We start from the raw sequence: 18,069 nt of genomic DNA on the forward strand, positions 1-18,069 counted from the left end.
TGTTGGTATGTGGAGTTATTGGCGTGTAAGGTTTTTACTGTATATGTTTAACTCAACTGCGCGACAAGCTGATTTTCCAACAAAGTGTCATTCGTCAACAAATCCTCAACGGTGATGCGTAAAAAGCGTTGTTCATCAACTTGAAAGAGGATTTTCACGCGATCGCTCCCCGGATACCCTGGCGGTGTAAGTTGAGCAATGGTTCTCGCGCCTGCGCTATCATTCAGAGGTTTAACAGTGGTTTCACCGCTATCGAGACGGCGGGTAATTAAGCGATCGCCATCAAAATAAACTTCGGTGTTACCTGTGTCTGCGCCTAGTTCCCCAATAATTAACTCAATGCTGGGTTGATTTTCTACTGATGCGCCTAAAAATAACTCTACAGCTTGATTCATCGGGTAAGCTTGCCCTGATTTAATAATAGGATGCCAACTGTGGCGTTGGTTGCGCCTATCCCAATAACGAATCCCGTAACTGTGGTAGAGAAAGTCTTTGATTTCCACGCCTTGAGATAACTGTAATGCACCTTGGGCGATCGCTTCAAAAGGCTTTTCACACCTGATTTTTTCTGGCTCAAAATACTGTTTTACCCATGTCTGCACTGCTGGTAGTTGGACAGTTCCCCCAACTAACAACACAGCATTAATATCTGCAAGTTCAATTCCCTGGCGGCGTGCTTGCTGCAACAGATTTGTCATTGACTCATCTAGTCGCTCAAAAAATCCCTGTTCTTTGAGAATATTATCTAAATTATCCCTGTCTAAATTTAATTCGTAACTTTCAAATGTTTCATCATCAAAATAAACTTCGCTGACTTGGTTTTGAGTTGATAGCTGAATCTTGACTTTTTCGGCTAATCTCGTTGTTAATGGACTCACCGCCAAATCTTGAGTTTTGGCAAAGTAATCAACTAACCAATTGTCAATATCTGTTCCGCCTAAATTTTGTCCAGCTTTTGCCAATACCCGCGCCATTTTGACTTTTTGCTTGGAATTTTCCGCTAGGGATTTATTACCAAATTTGAGCAAAAATCCGATGGGTTTAGTATTACCTTGTGCGCCTTTATCTAACTTGACTAAAGATAAATCTAAAGTACCACCACCAAAGTCAATCACCAAAAGATTTTCTTGATCCGCCAAACCATAACCCAAGGCGGCGGCTGTGGGTTCATCCAACATCCGCACCTGTTCGACTGGGAGGCTTTGACAAACTTGACCTAACCAGTGGCGGTAAGCTTCAAAACTATCGACGGGGACAGTTAATATCAGGGAGTCTAAGCCACCTTCTAAGGGTGCTAGTTTTTCAATAACTTGATTGAGAAACCATTGTCCAACTTGTTCAAAGGTGACGGTTTCTCCATCTAATTCGGGTAAAAAGCCTTGAATTTCTGCACCGATACCGCGCTTAAAACTGCGGAAAAATCGAGATTCGCCTTTGAGATCCAAACCGCGATCGCGTACTTGCTGCCCTACTAAAACTTTACTCTGGGCTGCGTCTTCCACATACACCAAGCTGGGAATGAGTGGAGGATTGAGACTTTGTTGAATTGATAAACCAGGTAAACTCAAAGTCTCCGCCTGTTGGGTGACGGGATTCCAACGGGCAATGACTGTGTTGCTAGTACCAAAATCGATTGCGATCGCCATAGTGTCTTAATTATTCCATGCAGCGCCAAATTTTTCTCACAAAAAATTATTGTCCCATAAGCCACCAACTACGCAAATGGGCGATCGCTTCTTCTTTGCGTTTAGCTTCCACTTCTATCCACGGTGCTTGATGATAAATATCAGGCATAGCATCAATAAAATCACTGTGTTTTCTATCTTTAAAGGCTGTTTCACCGTTGGAAATATGAACTAATTGCCAATCTGGGTTTTTCCATGTTTCCCTCGCCGCCTCAAACATCGTAGCCACACTCGGCTCATTGTAGCTGTCTAAATTTTCGTGGCAAATATGGTGATGGGCATCAAATACCAAGGGAATTTCAGCTTGTTGACATACTGCTAAAATTTCACTGGCGCTATAGGCGTATTCGTCGTTTTCTAAAGTTAAGCGACTTTTAATCGCTTCTGGTAATTGCGAAATCACTTGTATCAACTTTTCGGCGCGTTGCGATTTACCGCCATGAATGTTCATCAACGACCAAGGGGAACGAGGTAAACCAAGTAAATCCAAGTCCTGCGCGTGTCTGGCTAAGATATTAATACTGGTTTGTACAACTTCTGGTGAATCCGAACTCAACACTACAAATTGATCAGGATGTAGTACCATTCTGATACCAAGTGCAACTGCGCGTTGACCAATTTTGCCCAACTCATCAGCCATTTGTTCTAAGAGATTTTCGCCAATTTTGTCTTCTAAATCATTCATCGGAAATAAATTAGAAGTCATCCGATAAAGGCGAATTTGATGCTGTTCACAAAACGTCAACGCATCATGCAATCGCTGCAAGTTATGTTGATACAGTTGTCGTAAGGTACTTTCCCGTTCTTTTAGGGAGAGTTTTAAATAGCGCGTGCGTGTGATAGTTTTAAAGCGGACTTGTTGAGAAATTGTAATACAAACTAAGCCTAAGTTTGGCAGAATAGTTTGAGGCGATCGCTGTTGATTCCCTAGATTTTGACATTCAATGGTGGTCATGTTCGCAAATGCTCAAGTTTTACATATTTCTTGAAATCATTTCTAGTTTCTGTGTTCAGTTCCTCTGGGATGAATTTTCCCGATATTGAACTTAAACCAATAGGATTCAGATAAGAACACTAAATTACAACAAAACCAACAAAAAACGAAAAAATGATTTTGGAGGGGGTTTTTGGGGGACGCAACCGTCCCCCAATCGGGGGTGTGGGGGATTCTCCCCCAAATCTTACTCATTATCTAACAGGTAAAACAAAAATTGAGAAATCAACTCTCATCACCGTATTAGAACTTAATTAGAACTTAAACAGCAAAAATTTATCCCAACATTAACTTATCAACTGTGCTGCTGGGATGAATTGCGATCGCCACGAAAGTCAGAATATCAGGCAATATAAACGGCTTACCTATCACCTGCTATACTTTAGTGCGATCGGTCAAAATTTCATAACCAGTTTCCGTCACCAACACCGTATGCTCAAACTGAGCCGATAGCGAATTGTCTACCGTCACCGCAGTCCAACGGTCAGCTAATGTGCGTGTATGTTTAGAACCTGCATTTAAAATTGGTTCAATTGCCAAAGTCATTCCCGCACGCAATTTCACATTCGGCATATCTCTGGTGCGGAAGTTAAATACTGATGGTTCTTCGTGCAAGTTCCGCCCAACACCATGTCCAGTGAACTCTTCTACCACACTGTAACCATTGGCTTTTACATGGTCTTCGATCGCTCCTGCTAAGTCAAGCAGATATGCGCCTGCTTTCACTTGTTCTATACCTTTATACAAAGCTTCTTCAGCTACACGAATCAGTCTAGCGGCTTCTGGAGTGACTTCACCGACAGCAATTGTAATGCAAGAATCGCCGTGAAAACCTTGGTAATAAGCACCAGTATCTACTTTTAAGACATCCCCAGTACGAATGACTTTTTTCGGACTAGGAATACCATGCACTACTTCATTGTTAATACTGGAGCAAATAGAGCCTTTAAAACCGTGATATCCTTTGAAACTGGGTGTTGCGTCCATTTCCCGAATGCGTTTTTCCGCGTAAGCATCCAAGTCGGCTGTTGTCATTCCTGGTTTGACCAATTCAGAAATTTCTTTCAGCACCGTTGCGACAATTTTCGCAGATTGCCGCATAATTTCCACTTCACGCGGCGATTTGATTTCAATTCCCCGACGCTGTTTTGGTGAGGGTGTGACTTTAACTGGTTGAGAAAGCAAGTTGCTAAAAATGTTCATGTGCTGATAATAATTGCTGATGCTTTGTCGCTACGGATTCCGTGCTTTTTATAGAATAATTGAGAAACTATATCTATATTTAAGTTATAGCAGGTAATAGGTTTGAAAGTTTGTTAGTGTCTGTGGTGTAAGGATTAGAGGTAGACACAAAAATCATTAACCGCAGATAAACGCAGATAGATTTTTTTCTCTCGGTAAACGAGGAAACACCATATCTAACTAAGGAAAGATAACTGATTTGCCAAAAGTAATTATGAATTACTGATTATGATTTCTCCTGTCATCCCTGCTTCTGTATGTCCTGGGATAGTACAACGTAAATTATATTTGCCACTTTTCAAAGGGACAAAAACCCATTCAGCTTCAGCACCAGGCTTTAGTTCTAGTTCGTGAATAGCCCCTTTAATTTCTACTTTGCCGGCTTCTACTTTTTGCGTCCAAATGCCATCAGCAAAATCTTTAGCAGTAAAATAATGCTTTAATTGGCTAGGATTTTTGAGTTGCAGTAGATAGTGTTTACCTGCAATAAACTCGAAATGATTGGGTTCAAATTTGAGTTCGTTAGCCACATTACCCAAGCTAACTGTAATTTCTGTAGCTGGTTGTTTGAGCAAATCGCTAGGAAGATTTGCTGCAATGGCTGATGGCATAAAATTAATAAAACTCAGGCTAAGTAGCAAAGAAAATTGAAGTATGAAATATAAAGTATGAAGTCTGAACGTTGTTACTAAAAATTTTTTCATTAGTTTTTTAACACCTGTATAAAATTATCAATTACTCTTATCTATCATCAAGCCTCTACCCTCTACCTTCTCAAATCACTCATGATTTTTATCTGCAATTACAGCCGGGCCTGCTGTCACCACTACAATTTTATCTGGGTGGAGTAACTCACGGGCGGCTTGATTTACTTGGGCAAGAGAAACTTGTTTGATTTTATCAGCGAAAGAATTTAGTTCTGTGATGTCCATATCTCTTACCTGATTCATCAGCATTGTATGTGCTAATTCTTCAGGGTCAGCGAGGGAAATTTTGTAGTTGCTAATTAAGGTGTTTTTAGCTGTTTCTACATCATTGGCTGTGACACCTTGCTGATGAATTTCTTGTATAAGTTTGCGGGTACTAGCGATCGCTTTGTGACTATCTTCCGGACTAGTTTGCATTTCTATCCAAAATGTCCCAGCATTTTTTTGTGCCTGCAAGTAACTATAAATACCATAAGTCAACCCTTGGCGATCGCGCACTTCTGCACCTAAATAACTAGATAATGTATCGCCTCCCAAAATTTGATTCAAGACTAAAGCTGGGTAATAACGAGGGTCTTGGCGGTTAATTCCTGTGTTACCCATAAAAGTAATTGCTTGCGCTTTACCTGGCATTACCGGATTTACACGTAAGACATTATCTGGTAATTTGACATTCGGATATTGGATTGTTGGTGGTTGACCATTCACTTGCCAATCGCCGAATTCTTGTTCGATGAGCGATCGCACTTGGGTAGGTTCAAAATCTCCTACTATTACCAGCACTGTCGTATCTGGACGATAATATTTAGCTTTAAACGCAATTACATCCTCACGCTTAATTTTTTTCAGACTTTTTTCTGTGGGAAAAGTATGCAAAGGATGTTGTTTCGGATAAAGAGATTGGACAAAAATTCTTTTTGCGACTTCTGCGGGATCATCCAATTCTTGTTTCAAGTCAGTCAAAGCTTGCTGACGATTTAATTCCAATTCTTTTTTCGGAAATGTACTGTTTTTCACCACATCCGCTAAAGTCTGAATCAGAATCGGTAAGTCTACTGTCAAACCATCGCCTTCAATTCGCACACCTTCACGATAAGCTGTAAAATCTAACGATGCGCCTCTGTCTTCTAAAGCTTTCGCCAGAGTTAAAGCATTTTTGCTTTTTGTCCCACTCATTAAGTTATCAGCCACCAAAGATGCTAATCCTGCTTGATATTCGGCATCAAATTCTTTTCCGGCTTTGATGTGACCGCTTAAAGTTACTGTGGGTGTACTTTTATCAGGTAGTAGTAATACTTTTAAACCGTTCGCTAAAGAAAATTGCTCTGGTAACGCCAGAGTAGAATTTTTTTGACTTGTGTCGTGGGAAACTTTTTTAACAATATCTGTTGTTTCTTCTAGGGGTGGTAAATATTTATCTATCTCTGAAATAGCCAAAGGTGCAGCAGTAGTAGATAAATTTTCTGTAGTTTGATTTAAGTTTAATTTTTTACCCGTTTCCGTTGTATTCTGCTCAGTTGGCTGAAATAAGCCAACAACACGAGTTTCTGGTTGGAGATATTTTTTGGCTACATTGACAATATCTGCGCCTGTTACTTGACTAACAGCAGCTAAATAGCGTTCAGTATAGCGATAGTCACCAGCCGTTATTTCATCGTTAGCTAATTGCATTGCTTGGCTGGTGATATCCCGATTACTCAAAATCACGCCAGCTTCTACCTGCATTTTAGCCCTAGTTAATTCTTCCGACTTCACTCCTTTTTGTATTAAATTAGCGATCGCCCGATTTAGCACTGTTTCAATCTTCTTTAAATCTTGATGATCATCTGCTGTCACTAACAACTCATACCAGCCAGCCTCTTGCAAGCTAGAAACAGAAGCAGTCACTTCACTTGCTAAACCAGATTCCACCAAAGCTTGATAAAGTCGTGAGTTCCTCCCCTCTGTCAAAATGTAATCCATCACCTCCAAAGCCGGAATATCTGGGTGATGCAAATTTGGTAGTGGGTAAACCACTTGCAGCATCGATGCAGCTCCCTGTTCTCGTAAGATTAGGGGAGTGCTGAGTGCTGAGTGGGAAGTGGGGAGTGCTGAGTACTTAGTGCTGAGTGCTGAGTGCTGAGTAAAAGATTTTCCCCCTGCCTCCTGCCTCCTGCCTTCTGCCTCCTGCCTCCTCGTTAATTTCCCAAATATTTCTTTAACAGTTTCTAGGGTTTTACTCGTTTGAAAATCTCCCACAATTACTAATACAGCATTATCAGGAGTGTAAAATTTACGATAATATTCCCTGACTTGCTCAACTTGAAATTTCTCAACATCTGCTTTGTTACCACCCACAGGTAATCCATAAGCATGATTAGGAAACAAAGCTTGCATAACAGCACGGTTGAGGCGGTATTCAGAACTATTTTCGTAACCTTGTAATTCTGAAATTACTACTCGTTTTTCCTTTGCTAGTTCTTCTGGTTCAATCAGAGAATTTTGCATTCTATCTGCTTCTAAAACTAGCAGTGCTTTGAGTTTTTCCCGTTCTACAGTGCTATAGTAAGCTGTTTGTTCATAACTCGTAAAAGCGTTGGAGTCGCTACCTAAAGCACTAAATAATCTTGCAAACTGCACCGGACGATTTTTTGTACCTTTAAACATCATGTGTTCAAGCTGATGTGCAATCCCGTTTGTTCCTGGTGCTTCGTGGCGTGAACCAACTTTGTACCACATTTGCACACTGACAACCGGTGCGGTATGCACTTCTTTGGTTAAAACAGTCAGACCATTTTCTAATACTGTTTTACGGACATTGGCGGTAATTGTTGAGTTATTTATATGAGTTGCAATCAATTGTGTTTGAATATTTTCTGATTTGATTTTAGCTGTATACTTGCTGTCAGCAGGTTGATCACTTAAACAAAATACTGTGATTATCCACAGACTTAAAAATAAAAATGACCAACGATATCTATACCCTATAAAAAACAGAGACATTTTTTTGGTAGATTTTTTTATTAAATGCAATTACATATTTATAAGCGCAATTAGTAACATTCTATTCTTTCTTCGGGGTCACTAAGATCAGAGACATTACCAAAGAAAAATTAGACCAATAACAAAAAGTATATAAAGAGCCAAGCTTATTTAACCGAGTTTATTTAAAGTCCGAATAAATTCTAAAGGTAAACCATCACTGTCGGCAATGAAGGCAACCTCCCAGATGCGATCGCCTATTTGCTGTTGTGTCGGTTCTAAAAGGATTTTTAGGGGTGATAATTGTTCTGGCTGGTTTTGCGCTGCTAATGCAAAGCTGGTTTTTAAATCGATTAACCAGCTAGGTAAATCTGGAGTGAGTTCTGTTAAATCAAAGGACAAGTGATAATACCCCACATAATGCTCATCATCAAACGCATCAGGCGCAGGTTTTGGCTGGGGAATTTGAATCAGTTCAATGCGTCCGCCTAATCCTTCCATCCAACAAGCCAGTGTATAGCCCGTAGTGAAGCGTTCACATACGCTAAACCCCAACAATTCATAAAATGTGATCGCGCGATGAATATTCGCAGTGCGGATAGAGGCGTGGTGCATAATTTGTCAATAGTCATTTGTCAATGGTCAATAGTCATTTGTCAATATAAAGCACAAATGACCAATGACCAATAACCAATGACATTTACTCAAACAACCTGAAATAAGGGTAGCGCACAGGCACTCCCGGCTCTTTTTCCAAGTCGAAATTAATCACTTCCCAGGAAGGTTCTTCTGAGGAATCGGGACTAAATTCTACTGGTAAGCCATAAAGTCGCGCCGATGTCGTCTCTGGCTGTCCAGAACGCCAAGGAGTACTACGTTCTAAATAACCACTCATCAATTCCTGATAACGTCTGGCAATAATTACCTTTGTTGCTCGGTAGCCTTGGGTATACAGTTTGTCTAAAGCCTCGTGAATTTCAAACCGTATCCCATCAGGATGAGTGTGTTGTCTATACCATTCCCCATTCCATCTGCGCCAATGACGACCTGACTGTAGATGAATTAACTCCTCAGTCTTAGGGTTGGCTTCAAATGCGCCATGACGAGGGCAAAGATAGGTATCTGTAAGTGTCAAAGCCGGAATAGTCTGCCGACAGTGGGGACACTGAATTTCGTGACCAAATATTGGGTACTGCAAACCTGGATTCATCATGAAGTGCGTACAAACATAATTTCTTCTTCACTAGCACCATTAGGTTCGATTTTACACTTCGGCTCCTCCGCTTTGAGTTAATTTTTCGTAACTGCACGGAAACGTATTTGCAGTTTAGAACAATTGTAAACTGTGTTTTCCTCAGTATAGAGGTTTAACAACATGATATTCTGGTTTTGAACCAGCTTCTCAAAGGTTGGAGTTTCTCCAGTGTTCCTGGGTACCATATTCCTATTCTATCGTGTCTACCGCTTCTTACTGGCCATCTCCTGATTTTTCTCTAGCAGCCTTTGTTGCAGACAACGCTGTTGTTATGGGTGCTGTGACAATCCAAGCCGGAGCCAGTATTTGGTATGGAGCAGTAGTCAGAGCAGATGTAGAGCGGATTGAGATTGGTGAATGCACAAATATCCAAGATGGAGCCATTCTGCACGGTGATCCTGGGTTGCCCACCATTTTAGAAGATCATGTGACTGTCGGACATCGCGCTGTGATACATTCTGCCCATATTGAGCGCGGCTGTTTAATTGGCATTGGGGCAGTAGTCTTAGATGGTGTCAGAGTAGGCAGTGGCAGTATTGTCGGTGCAGGCGCAGTTGTGACAAAAGATGTACCACCTTTATCTTTAGTTGTCGGCGTTCCTGGCAAAGTGTTGCGTCAAATCAGCGCCACCGAAGCTGCCGAACTTATAGAACATGCTGAACGTTACAAAAAGTTAGCATTGGTTCATGCAGGAAAGGGCAATGATATTGGTTTTTAGGAAAGTGTGAAGTCTGAAGTCTGAAGTCTGAAATTTTATTTTTTAGCCTGCTGCCTTTTAACTAATGACCATTGACAAATGACTATTTAGTAATCTTTCTTTACATACCTAGTTGGAAAAAATGCCCACTTGGGCTAAAAATAAAGATGAGAAGAGTTGATAAAACTTTAATTTCTACTTAACAGAGGGGTTCTAAATTATGGATATCGATTTTCGTGTAGCGATCGTTTTAGCGCCTATTGCTGTTGCAGCTGGCTGGGCCTTGTTTAACATCGGTGCCGCAGCTTTGAGACAAGTTCAAACCTTTTTGAACAGAGAAGCATAAATATAAATTTACATTATCACCTTACAACCGACTGTTTCTAGTAAATCTAGACAGTCGGTTTTGTCAATGGTTAATAGTTAGTCTCCCTTTTCTACTTTGTCTACCTTATCCCCACGCCCAACTCCCCACTTCCCTTCCAGTGAATATTGATTCTTTACTTCAACCTTTGCAACATTTTGGTGTGAATCTGGGACTCTCGCGTATTGTCAAACTATTGGCAAACCTGGGGAACCCTCATGAGCGGATATCAGTGATTCATGTTGCGGGGACAAATGGTAAAGGTTCTGTCTGTGCTTATCTCTCTTCAGTACTTACCACAGCTGGTTATCGGACAGGGCGTTACATTTCTCCTCATTTAATTGATTGGACAGAACGGATTTGTATCAATGAACAGCCAATTTCTGCTGAAGAATTGAGTCAACTTGTACAAAAAGTCCAGGTGGCTGTTTCTCCTGATGATGAATATCCCACTCAGTTTGAAATTATTACTGCGGCTGCTTGGTTGTATTTTGCCCAGCAGCAAGTTGATATTGCAGTGATAGAAGTTGGTTTAGGTGGACGTTTAGATGCGACTAATGTTTGTTCTGAACCTCTGGTGACAGTAATTACTTCTATTAGCCGCGAACATTGGCAACAATTAGGCCCCACAGTAGCTGATATTGCTAGAGAAAAAGCTGGAATTATCAAGCCTGGGTGTCCGGTTGTTATGGGTTTATTGCCAGCCGATGCCGAAAAAGTTGTGCGATCGCGTGCCGCAGAATTACAATGCCCAATATTTACACCCCAACCAGCACTGCAAATCTCTCCTGATTGGGCAGAATATCAATCACTTCAATATCCTCCAAATTCAATTCAATACCCTCTACCATTACAAGGGCAAATTCAATTAGCTAACTCAGCTTTAGCTTTAGCAACCTTAGAAATTCTCCAACAACAAGGTTGGGAAATTCTGGAATCAGCCATTATCAATGGTATGGCAAACACCAAATGGCCAGGAAGAATGCAATGGCTAACCTGGAACAACCATAAATTATTAATTGACGGCGCACATAACCCCGCAGCAGCCCAAGTCTTACGTAATTATGTAGATAGTTTAAATCCCGACAATGTAACTTGGATAATTGGTATGCTTTCCACAAAAGACCATACCGAAATTTTCCAAGCCCTGCTACAAACAAACGATAAATTATATTTAGTACCAGTTCCAGATAACAATTCAGCTAATCCTCAAGAATTAGCAAAGCTGGCTAATAATATTTGTCCAGAACTAAATTTGTGTCAAACCTATCCAGATGTATCATCAGCATTAGCATCAGCTTTTACTAATACAAATCATGTAGTAGTTTTGTGTGGTTCTCTTTATCTAATCGGACACTTTTTAGGAACCTTAAATCCTGTATAAACAAAAAGATTCTCGACTTCTTCAAGAAGTCGAGAATCTGACACTTTCAAAATTTAGCGATTATTCCACTGTTGTGCAGCATCTTCGACAGCTTGATCAACAGTTTTTTGATCTAACATAGCTGCTTGCAAATTTTCATAAATTGCCTTTTGCAATTTCTTGAAATCCTTTAGTTTTGGAGTTAAAATCTCAGCTTGTTGTAACTGAGTTGCACTAATAACTCTGGCTTTTTCAACCGTAGAAGCATTAGCTGGCATATCTTTAAAGTAACTATCAGATAATGCTTTAGTAGTTGAAGGTAAAACATTTGCAGCTTTAGCAAACGATAGTTGATTCGCATCATTCGTGACAAATAAAGCAAACTTAGTAGCAGCTTCAGGATATTTGCTAGCGCGAGGAATAATAATATTCATCACCGCCACATTTTTCTTACCTGTATCACCAGTAATTTGGGGTGCAATAGCGGAAGCTTGAGCAATTTTTGGAGCATTGTTAGCTATAGTTTTGAGAAATTCTGGCCCTGAAGCTAAAAATGCAGTTTCACCAGATTGATATAAATCAATAGCATGACGATGACCTTGGGTTAACACTTCTTTTGGTAGTAGTCCTTTTTTGTACAAATCAACCCAATATTGAAATGCGGCCTTACCTTGTGGTGAATTAAAAGCGGCTTTACCGTCAGCATCAACTAAAGTCACACCCATTTGTACCAAAGATTCCATCACTTCCCCGGAATCTTGCGGTACAAAAGTAATAAAAAAGGCATATTTACCAGTTTTATTTTTGATTTGTTGTGCTACCTGTGCTAATTCTACGTAGGTTGTCGGTGGTTTACTGATACCTGCCTGTTTTAACAATTCGGTGTTATAAATAGTTAGCCTTGTTGTGAGATACCAGGGAATTCCGAAACTTTTGCCATTGAGTGTGCTGGCTTTCCAAATGTTTGGTAAATAAGTCGAACGCACATCTTGAGGAATTGCCGTATCCAAGTCTAACCAAGCATTTCGTCCTGCTAGTTGGGATGCAAAATCTGGATTTAGGTTAACAACATCAGGTGGCGTTTTTGCGGAGACAGCTGTTAGAATTTTGTTCTCCATAGCTGCCCAAGGCACATCAACCCAGTTAACTTTTACACCGGGATTTTGTGACTCAAAATCAGAAATCAAAGTTTTAAAGTAGTCAGTAAATTGAGGTTGGAGTTGCATTGTCCAAAACTCAATGTTGGCTGCTTCCGTTGTCCCTGGTTTTGGACTTGTGCCGACGTTACCTGTGCTGCAACTAACAATCCAACTAGTCAATAAACCAATTATTGCCCAAGCTGTTAGTTGTTTGAATTTTTGCAGTCTAGTCATTTTACCAGTATTTTCACCCTTGATAGAAATGAAAAGCTTATGGAGAATTAACGAGATTATAGGCTAAATCAATTACCCGTAAAGACGCAATATACTGCGTCGACAATTTAAATTTTCTATTTAGTAGTCCGGCGGAACTGTGGTGAAAAGCTTCAATAGTCTGTTTGGCAAATCTAATAAAGGGGTTGGTATCGAACTTGCATCAGAACGGGTAAACATCGTTCAGTTACGCAAGCAGCGCCAAGGTTTAAAACTAGAATCTTTTACATCTGTTCCAGTTCCCGAAGGTGTGGTGACAGATGGTCAAATTACTGACCCCCCGACAATGGCGCAAATCATTCAGCAAGGATTAGCTGAAAGTAAAATCAAAGCTTCTCGTGTTGCGACCGGTGTACCTGGACGAGATTCTATCGTACGTCTGATTCCAGTGCCAGCTGAGTTAGATGACAAAGAATTACGGGACATGGTGTTAAATCATGAAGCTGGCTTGTATTTACCATATCCGCGTGAAGAAGCTGATGTAGATTACCAAAAACTTGGGTACTTTGTAGATGAGGACGGCATCGAAAAAGTACAGGTATTATTAGTAGCCACCCGCAAGGAGGTGACTGATACATATTTAAGTACTTTTGAGCAAGCTGGATTGCAAATCGATGTTTTAGAGATTAACAGTTTTGCGCTGATTCGGACAATCCGCGACCAACTGCGGCAATTTGGCCCACAGGAAGCGGTAGTACTAGTTGACATTGAGTTCGACAGTACAGAAATAGCCATCATTGTGAACGGAGTACCTCAATTTTCGCGGACTGTGCCAATTGGTACTTATCAAATGCAAGAAGCCCTAGCTAGGGCGATGAGTGTACCCATATCACGGGATATGGAACTTTTACGGGAAATGATTATTCCGGCAACTCCTATGGATGGTGGACAAACTGGGGTGACAGGAATCAACCCTGGGATGGCAGCGATGATGAGAGTTTTGGGAGAACTAACGGATGAATTGCGCCGTTCTATCGATTTTTACTTAAATCAAAGTGAAAATTTGGAAATCGCGCAGATTTTATTGGCTGGGCCGGGTGGCGGACTGCAACAGCTAGATGAGTTTTTCACACAACGCTTAAGCTTGCCAACTGCACAAGTAGATCCAGTGGGGGGTTTATCTTTGCAGGTTGATGAACAAAAATATCCAGCTTTGGAACGTTCTGGTTTAGCGATCGTACTTGGCCTCGGAATGCGGGAGGTATAACGGGATGTACAGTTTAGATGTTAACTTTCTCAAAGACCGCCCAATTTACCAAAATAAGAGTGACAAAAGAGCGGCTAAAAAGCTTTCGGTTGGCGATCCGAAACCAATTTTCTTAGGAGTTGGTTTGGGTTTATGTTTACCGATTTTTGCTGGGGCTGGTTGGTGGATACTGCAAGGGAAGAATGGTGAACTAGAGCAGAACATAGCACAGTTACAGCAAGAAGTCACTAGATTAGATTCAGAAATAGGAAATATTAACAAAATCAAGGAAGAAACAAATGCAGTTAAAGGGGAAACTCAAAGTTTAGTAACTGTATTTGACCAAATTCGACCTTGGTCAGCGATGTTACAAGATTTGCGCGATCGCATTCCAGCTACAGTACAAATTGAGAACGTCAAACAAATTCCACCCACTCCAGCCGCAGAAGGTCAGCCACCCGCAAACCCGGCTGGTGGTATCGAAATCACCGGAGTCGCACGGACTTTTAACGATGTCAACGATTTCTTATTGAGTCTGCAACAATCTCAATTTTTGAAAGCTTCCGACAGCAGAATTACTGGTGCAAACTTAGTAGATGCACCATTACCACCAACTGCAAGTACATCTAAAGTTCCCATCAAACCGCCACAAATAGTTAAATACACAATCCAATCGAGTTTAAGCGATGTTCCTGCTTCCGATTTGGTTCGGGAGTTAGAACAAAAAGGCACGGTAGGATTAGTAGCTCGAATTCGCACTATGCAACAAACAGGAGTCATCCCGAAATGACGCTGAGTGAAGATTTGAATTTTGCAGATCAGGGTGAGGAATTTGACTCAGGTGCATCGCCCTACCCCGTCATATTTGGTATTGCCTTCACTCCCCAAATTATTGGAGCTATAGCTGGGGTAGCAGGTCTTGCTGGAGCTTTATTTATAGTGCTGAACTTTGTCATGCCAGCATGGGATACTTATCAGCAGCAGCAGGCAAAAAGTGGGGAATTGCAAGGGCAAATTGACCAAAAAAAAGCCACTCTGAAACAAATTGACCAAGTAAAAAAAGATTTAGCTGATGCCAAACAACAGCAAATTCAGGTGTTAGGTTTATTTGCTAATGAAAAAACTTTAGATACTCTGCTGTTAGATTTAAATCGGTTAATTGAGTCTGGTAATGTCCAAGTTCCTCCGAATGCAATCAAAGCCAAACTCCAGAAGTTTGCCCCTGCTACTAGTAAAGCTGAACCAATTACAGATGGTTCGTTGGGTGTAGCAGTAAATAACAAACTAAAACGCATCAGTATCAATGTCGAATTTATTGGTACTTATGAACAAACTCAATCAATTCTGCGGAATATAGAGCGTTTACAGCCTTTGTTAATCGTTAGAGATTATCAGTCAGTATTGGCTCCGGTACAAGCTACGACCCAAACAGGTAAAGCCATACGTCAAGTAGGGCCGCCACCTCTAACTACATCTTTCCAGTTGCAGGCTTTGATGCCACTTACACCAGAAGAAATAGCCGCAGCTGCTAAAGCACCGCCTAAATAGAAGTGCTTTTTCTCAACAATTTTTGCTTAAAAATGTTTATAAAGTGAGGAATGAACTGTGAAACAGCTTCACGGTAATAGCTTAATATTGGGTGCTGCTGCTTTAACATTTTTGGCAGCTCAACCAGGGTGGGCGCAGGTAACTCAAGTTAATGATGTTAAGTTAAATGCTGTTGATGGTGGCATTAACGTAGTTTTAAAAACATCTTCAACTTCTCGCCCCCAGGTTTTTACAACCAAAAGAGGTAAAACCTTAGTTTCCGATGTAATTAATGCTCAACTACGATTACCAGGTGGTACTAACTTCCGTCAAGATAAACCTGCATCGGGAATTTCCTCTGTTGAAGTTGTGCAGTTAGATGCTAATAGCATTCGAGTCATAGTTACTGGTGATAACGATGCACCCAGTGGTCAACCAGTACTACGCAAAGATGACAGAATTACCCTTGGCTTTACACCATCCACAGGTACAGTAGCGGCAACACCAACAACACCAACAGTACCTGCAACAAATGTGCCTGTGCAACCAAGCCAAAGGCCAGATGTTCTGGTTCCTAACCCAGAAATTAGTATTGATGGCAGACCTGCTCAAGCGGCTGGGCCTGGTCAACCTGTTAGCCAAGCGCCGCCATTCTTACCCAGAGCCGTTGCGCCACCAGTGGGAGACATCGCTGTTTCTGCCACAGATGCTTCTCCGAGTGTAATTGATTTAGGAACTCAAGAGCGTGTGCCGAGGCTGGTGTTGCGAGATGCACCAGTGCGAGAAGTATTATCACTTTTGGCTCGTGCAGCTAATTTGAATTTGGCTTATATCAGTGGTGATGCTGCTGGGGGTCAGCAAGGTGCTGCTCCTGCCAATGCTGCTCAAACAATCTCTTTGGATATAGAAAACGAGCCTGTGCAAGATGTGTTTAACTATGTCTTGCGTTTAAGTGGGTTAGAAGCGAATCGGAATGGTCGTACAGTTTTTGTGGGGGCGAAATTACCTAATTCCACTCGTGATGTGATTGTACGTAGCTTGCGACTGAATCAGGTCAATGTCGGAGTTGCTTTGAACTTTTTAGTGGGGATGGGGGCGGAAAGTGCAGTCACCAGAGAACGGCAAGTAACTAATGTGACTGCTGTGCCTGTGGGTGGTAGTGCAGCTCCAGTAACTCAAAGTCAGACAACTACAGAAACAAGAATTGAACGCCTCACACTTGATGACTCTAAATACACAACACCTTTGCTACGAGGTTTACAAGCATTAGGTGATGAGCGGACAAATTCCATAACATTGATTGGCCCTGCCAAACAAATTAATATAGCAATTTCTCAACTAACTCAACTTGATGTTCGTCGTCGTCAAGTAGTAGTCAATGTCAAGATTATTGATGTTAACCTTTTAAACACTCATAACACTAATACTAGTTTTTCATTTGGGGTTGGCAATAATTACTTTACTAATGATGGCGGTGCAGCAGTTTTCAACTTTGGTGGTTCTAGGCCAGCTACTAGTGCTGAGACAGCAAATAACCTAACTGGTACTCCTGTTACTAGTAACCCACTTCAAGGAGGAAACATTTTTCTTAACACAACTAATCCAAATACAGGAACTCCCAATGCTGGTGTCAGTACAAATCCATTACAACCAGGACTGACAGCATTTACACAAGGAACTCCAGGAACAGTTACTGCTGTCCCCACTGCATTTGATCCTGTTACTGGCGAACCAACTAGATTTACTAACCAAATCACTGGGCAGACACCAGATACCTACACATACGGACTGCCTTCTTTATATCAATTTCCTAAACGTTTCTTGGCTAGTTTGCAAGCTCAGGTGACAAGTGGCAATGCTAAGATTTTGACCGACCCGACATTAATTGTGCAAGAAGGTCAGACTGCCAATGTTAACCTGACTCAAGAAGTAGTAGGAAACATTAGAAATGAAATAACTCGTGGTAGTGATACTGCTGTACAAACTGTTACTGCTGAAAAAACAAGTGTGGGTTTAACATTAGCTGTCAAAGTTGACAGAATTGATGATAATGGTTTTGTTTCATTATCTGTAGCCCCTATTGTTAAAGCTCCTCAATCTTCCGCAGAAATTAATGTTGGTGGTAATAGTCAAAGTATATTTTTAGTTTCTGAGCGATCGCTCAATTCTGGCTTGATTCGTTTACGTGATGGTCAGACATTAATTCTCTCAGGAATTATTCAAGACCAAGACCGGGTAACTGTTTCTAAAATACCCATTTTAGGAGATTTACCACTGATTGGTTCATTGTTTAGAAGAACAAACAAAAACAATCAACGCAATGAGGTAATTGTATTACTCACACCTCAAGTTATGGATGATTCGGAAAATTCTTCTTACGGCTATAATTACACACCTAGCCCAGAGGTACGAAATGTGCTTGAGCGTCGTGGTTTTGGTGCGCCTAAGCGGTAAATTGTAGTAGGTGATAGGTGACAGGTTATACCAATTCACAATTCGCAATTCGCAATGACGCTCGCAGGCTCGCTACCGCTTCGCTAACGCAATTAAAAAACTTAGATACAGCAAAGCTTTTAGGGTTTACATCTGTATCAAGTTTTGCGTGAAATGGTATTACAGCACCAAGAACCCTGACTTCTTGAAGAAGTCGGGGTTTTTGTTGTCCATAGCGGCAGT

Annotated in this window: 15 protein-coding genes; 7 read left to right on the forward strand and 8 right to left on the reverse strand. The window is 41.1% G+C overall.

The window, feature by feature from the left end:
* Nucleotides 1-47: 47 nt before the first annotated feature.
* The 7 genes from H6G74_RS03220 to H6G74_RS03250 all read right to left on the reverse strand — a co-directional run bounded on the left by H6G74_RS03220 (nucleotide 48) and on the right by H6G74_RS03250 (nucleotide 8,799).
* Nucleotides 48-1,646 carry an Hsp70 family protein gene (locus H6G74_RS03220; RefSeq protein WP_190966286.1) on the reverse strand — a complete coding sequence of 533 codons (1,599 nt, stop codon included), beginning with the start codon at nucleotides 1,644-1,646 and terminating at the stop codon, nucleotides 48-50.
* A 46-nt stretch (nucleotides 1,647-1,692) separates the two neighbouring features.
* Complete coding sequence (uvsE, locus tag H6G74_RS03225; protein WP_190966287.1) at nucleotides 1,693-2,640, reverse strand: UV DNA damage repair endonuclease UvsE; 948 nt, start codon at nucleotides 2,638-2,640, stop codon at nucleotides 1,693-1,695.
* Between the two features lie 414 nt (nucleotides 2,641-3,054).
* Nucleotides 3,055-3,882, reverse strand: coding sequence for a type I methionyl aminopeptidase (map, locus tag H6G74_RS03230; RefSeq protein ID WP_190966288.1), 828 nt, complete (start codon nucleotides 3,880-3,882; stop codon nucleotides 3,055-3,057).
* A gap of 251 nt (nucleotides 3,883-4,133) precedes the next feature.
* Nucleotides 4,134-4,625 carry a plastocyanin/azurin family copper-binding protein gene (locus tag H6G74_RS03235; protein WP_190966289.1) on the reverse strand — a complete coding sequence of 164 codons (492 nt, stop codon included), beginning with the start codon at nucleotides 4,623-4,625 and terminating at the stop codon, nucleotides 4,134-4,136.
* 75 nt (nucleotides 4,626-4,700) lie between these two features.
* Entirely contained in the window at nucleotides 4,701-7,610 is a 2,910-nt protein-coding gene (locus H6G74_RS03240) for a M16 family metallopeptidase (RefSeq protein WP_190966290.1), read from the reverse strand.
* A gap of 150 nt (nucleotides 7,611-7,760) precedes the next feature.
* Nucleotides 7,761-8,204 (reverse strand): VOC family protein, encoded by a 444-nt coding sequence (locus H6G74_RS03245; protein ID WP_190966291.1) that lies wholly within the window; start codon nucleotides 8,202-8,204, stop codon nucleotides 7,761-7,763.
* Between the two features lie 85 nt (nucleotides 8,205-8,289).
* Complete coding sequence (locus H6G74_RS03250; RefSeq protein WP_190594024.1) at nucleotides 8,290-8,799, reverse strand: TIGR02652 family protein; 510 nt, start codon at nucleotides 8,797-8,799, stop codon at nucleotides 8,290-8,292.
* 244 nt (nucleotides 8,800-9,043) lie between these two features.
* On the opposite strand from H6G74_RS03250, the gene H6G74_RS03255 reads away from it, so the two are divergent.
* From H6G74_RS03255 to H6G74_RS03265, 3 genes are all read left to right on the forward strand, one after another.
* Nucleotides 9,044-9,562, forward strand: a complete 519-nt coding sequence (locus H6G74_RS03255) for a gamma carbonic anhydrase family protein (protein WP_190966292.1) — start codon at nucleotides 9,044-9,046, stop codon at nucleotides 9,560-9,562.
* A gap of 199 nt (nucleotides 9,563-9,761) precedes the next feature.
* Complete coding sequence (locus H6G74_RS03260; RefSeq protein WP_062287947.1) at nucleotides 9,762-9,887, forward strand: photosystem II protein Y; 126 nt, start codon at nucleotides 9,762-9,764, stop codon at nucleotides 9,885-9,887.
* Between the two features lie 139 nt (nucleotides 9,888-10,026).
* Nucleotides 10,027-11,289 (forward strand): bifunctional folylpolyglutamate synthase/dihydrofolate synthase, encoded by a 1,263-nt coding sequence (locus H6G74_RS03265; RefSeq protein WP_190966293.1) that lies wholly within the window; start codon nucleotides 10,027-10,029, stop codon nucleotides 11,287-11,289.
* 53 nt (nucleotides 11,290-11,342) lie between these two features.
* Here the strand turns inward: H6G74_RS03265 and H6G74_RS03270 are convergent, their stop codons facing one another.
* Nucleotides 11,343-12,641, reverse strand: a complete 1,299-nt coding sequence (locus H6G74_RS03270) for an ABC transporter substrate-binding protein (protein WP_190966294.1) — start codon at nucleotides 12,639-12,641, stop codon at nucleotides 11,343-11,345.
* A 139-nt stretch (nucleotides 12,642-12,780) separates the two neighbouring features.
* Between H6G74_RS03270 and pilM the strand changes: the two genes are divergently transcribed.
* From pilM to H6G74_RS03290, 4 genes are read left to right on the forward strand one after another with little or no spacing between them, the layout of a single operon-like run.
* Nucleotides 12,781-13,887: a type IV pilus assembly protein PilM gene (gene pilM / locus H6G74_RS03275; RefSeq protein ID WP_190966295.1), complete on the forward strand. Its 1,107-nt coding sequence runs from the start codon at nucleotides 12,781-12,783 to the stop codon at nucleotides 13,885-13,887.
* A gap of 4 nt (nucleotides 13,888-13,891) precedes the next feature.
* Complete coding sequence (locus H6G74_RS03280) at nucleotides 13,892-14,656, forward strand: PilN domain-containing protein (protein ID WP_190966296.1); 765 nt, start codon at nucleotides 13,892-13,894, stop codon at nucleotides 14,654-14,656.
* A complete protein-coding gene (locus H6G74_RS03285; RefSeq protein ID WP_190966297.1) occupies nucleotides 14,653-15,414 on the forward strand; it encodes a GspMb/PilO family protein in 762 nt (253 codons plus the stop codon). The genes H6G74_RS03280 and H6G74_RS03285 overlap by 4 nt, the downstream gene beginning before the upstream one ends.
* Nucleotides 15,415-15,471: 57 nt before the next feature.
* Nucleotides 15,472-17,847, forward strand: coding sequence for an AMIN domain-containing protein (locus tag H6G74_RS03290; RefSeq protein ID WP_190966298.1), 2,376 nt, complete (start codon nucleotides 15,472-15,474; stop codon nucleotides 17,845-17,847).
* The last annotated feature ends 222 nt before the right edge of the window (nucleotides 17,848-18,069 follow it).

Source organism: Nostoc spongiaeforme FACHB-130 (assembly GCF_014698475.1).
Lineage (GTDB): Bacteria > Cyanobacteriota > Cyanobacteriia > Cyanobacteriales > Nostocaceae > Nostoc_B > Nostoc_B spongiaeforme.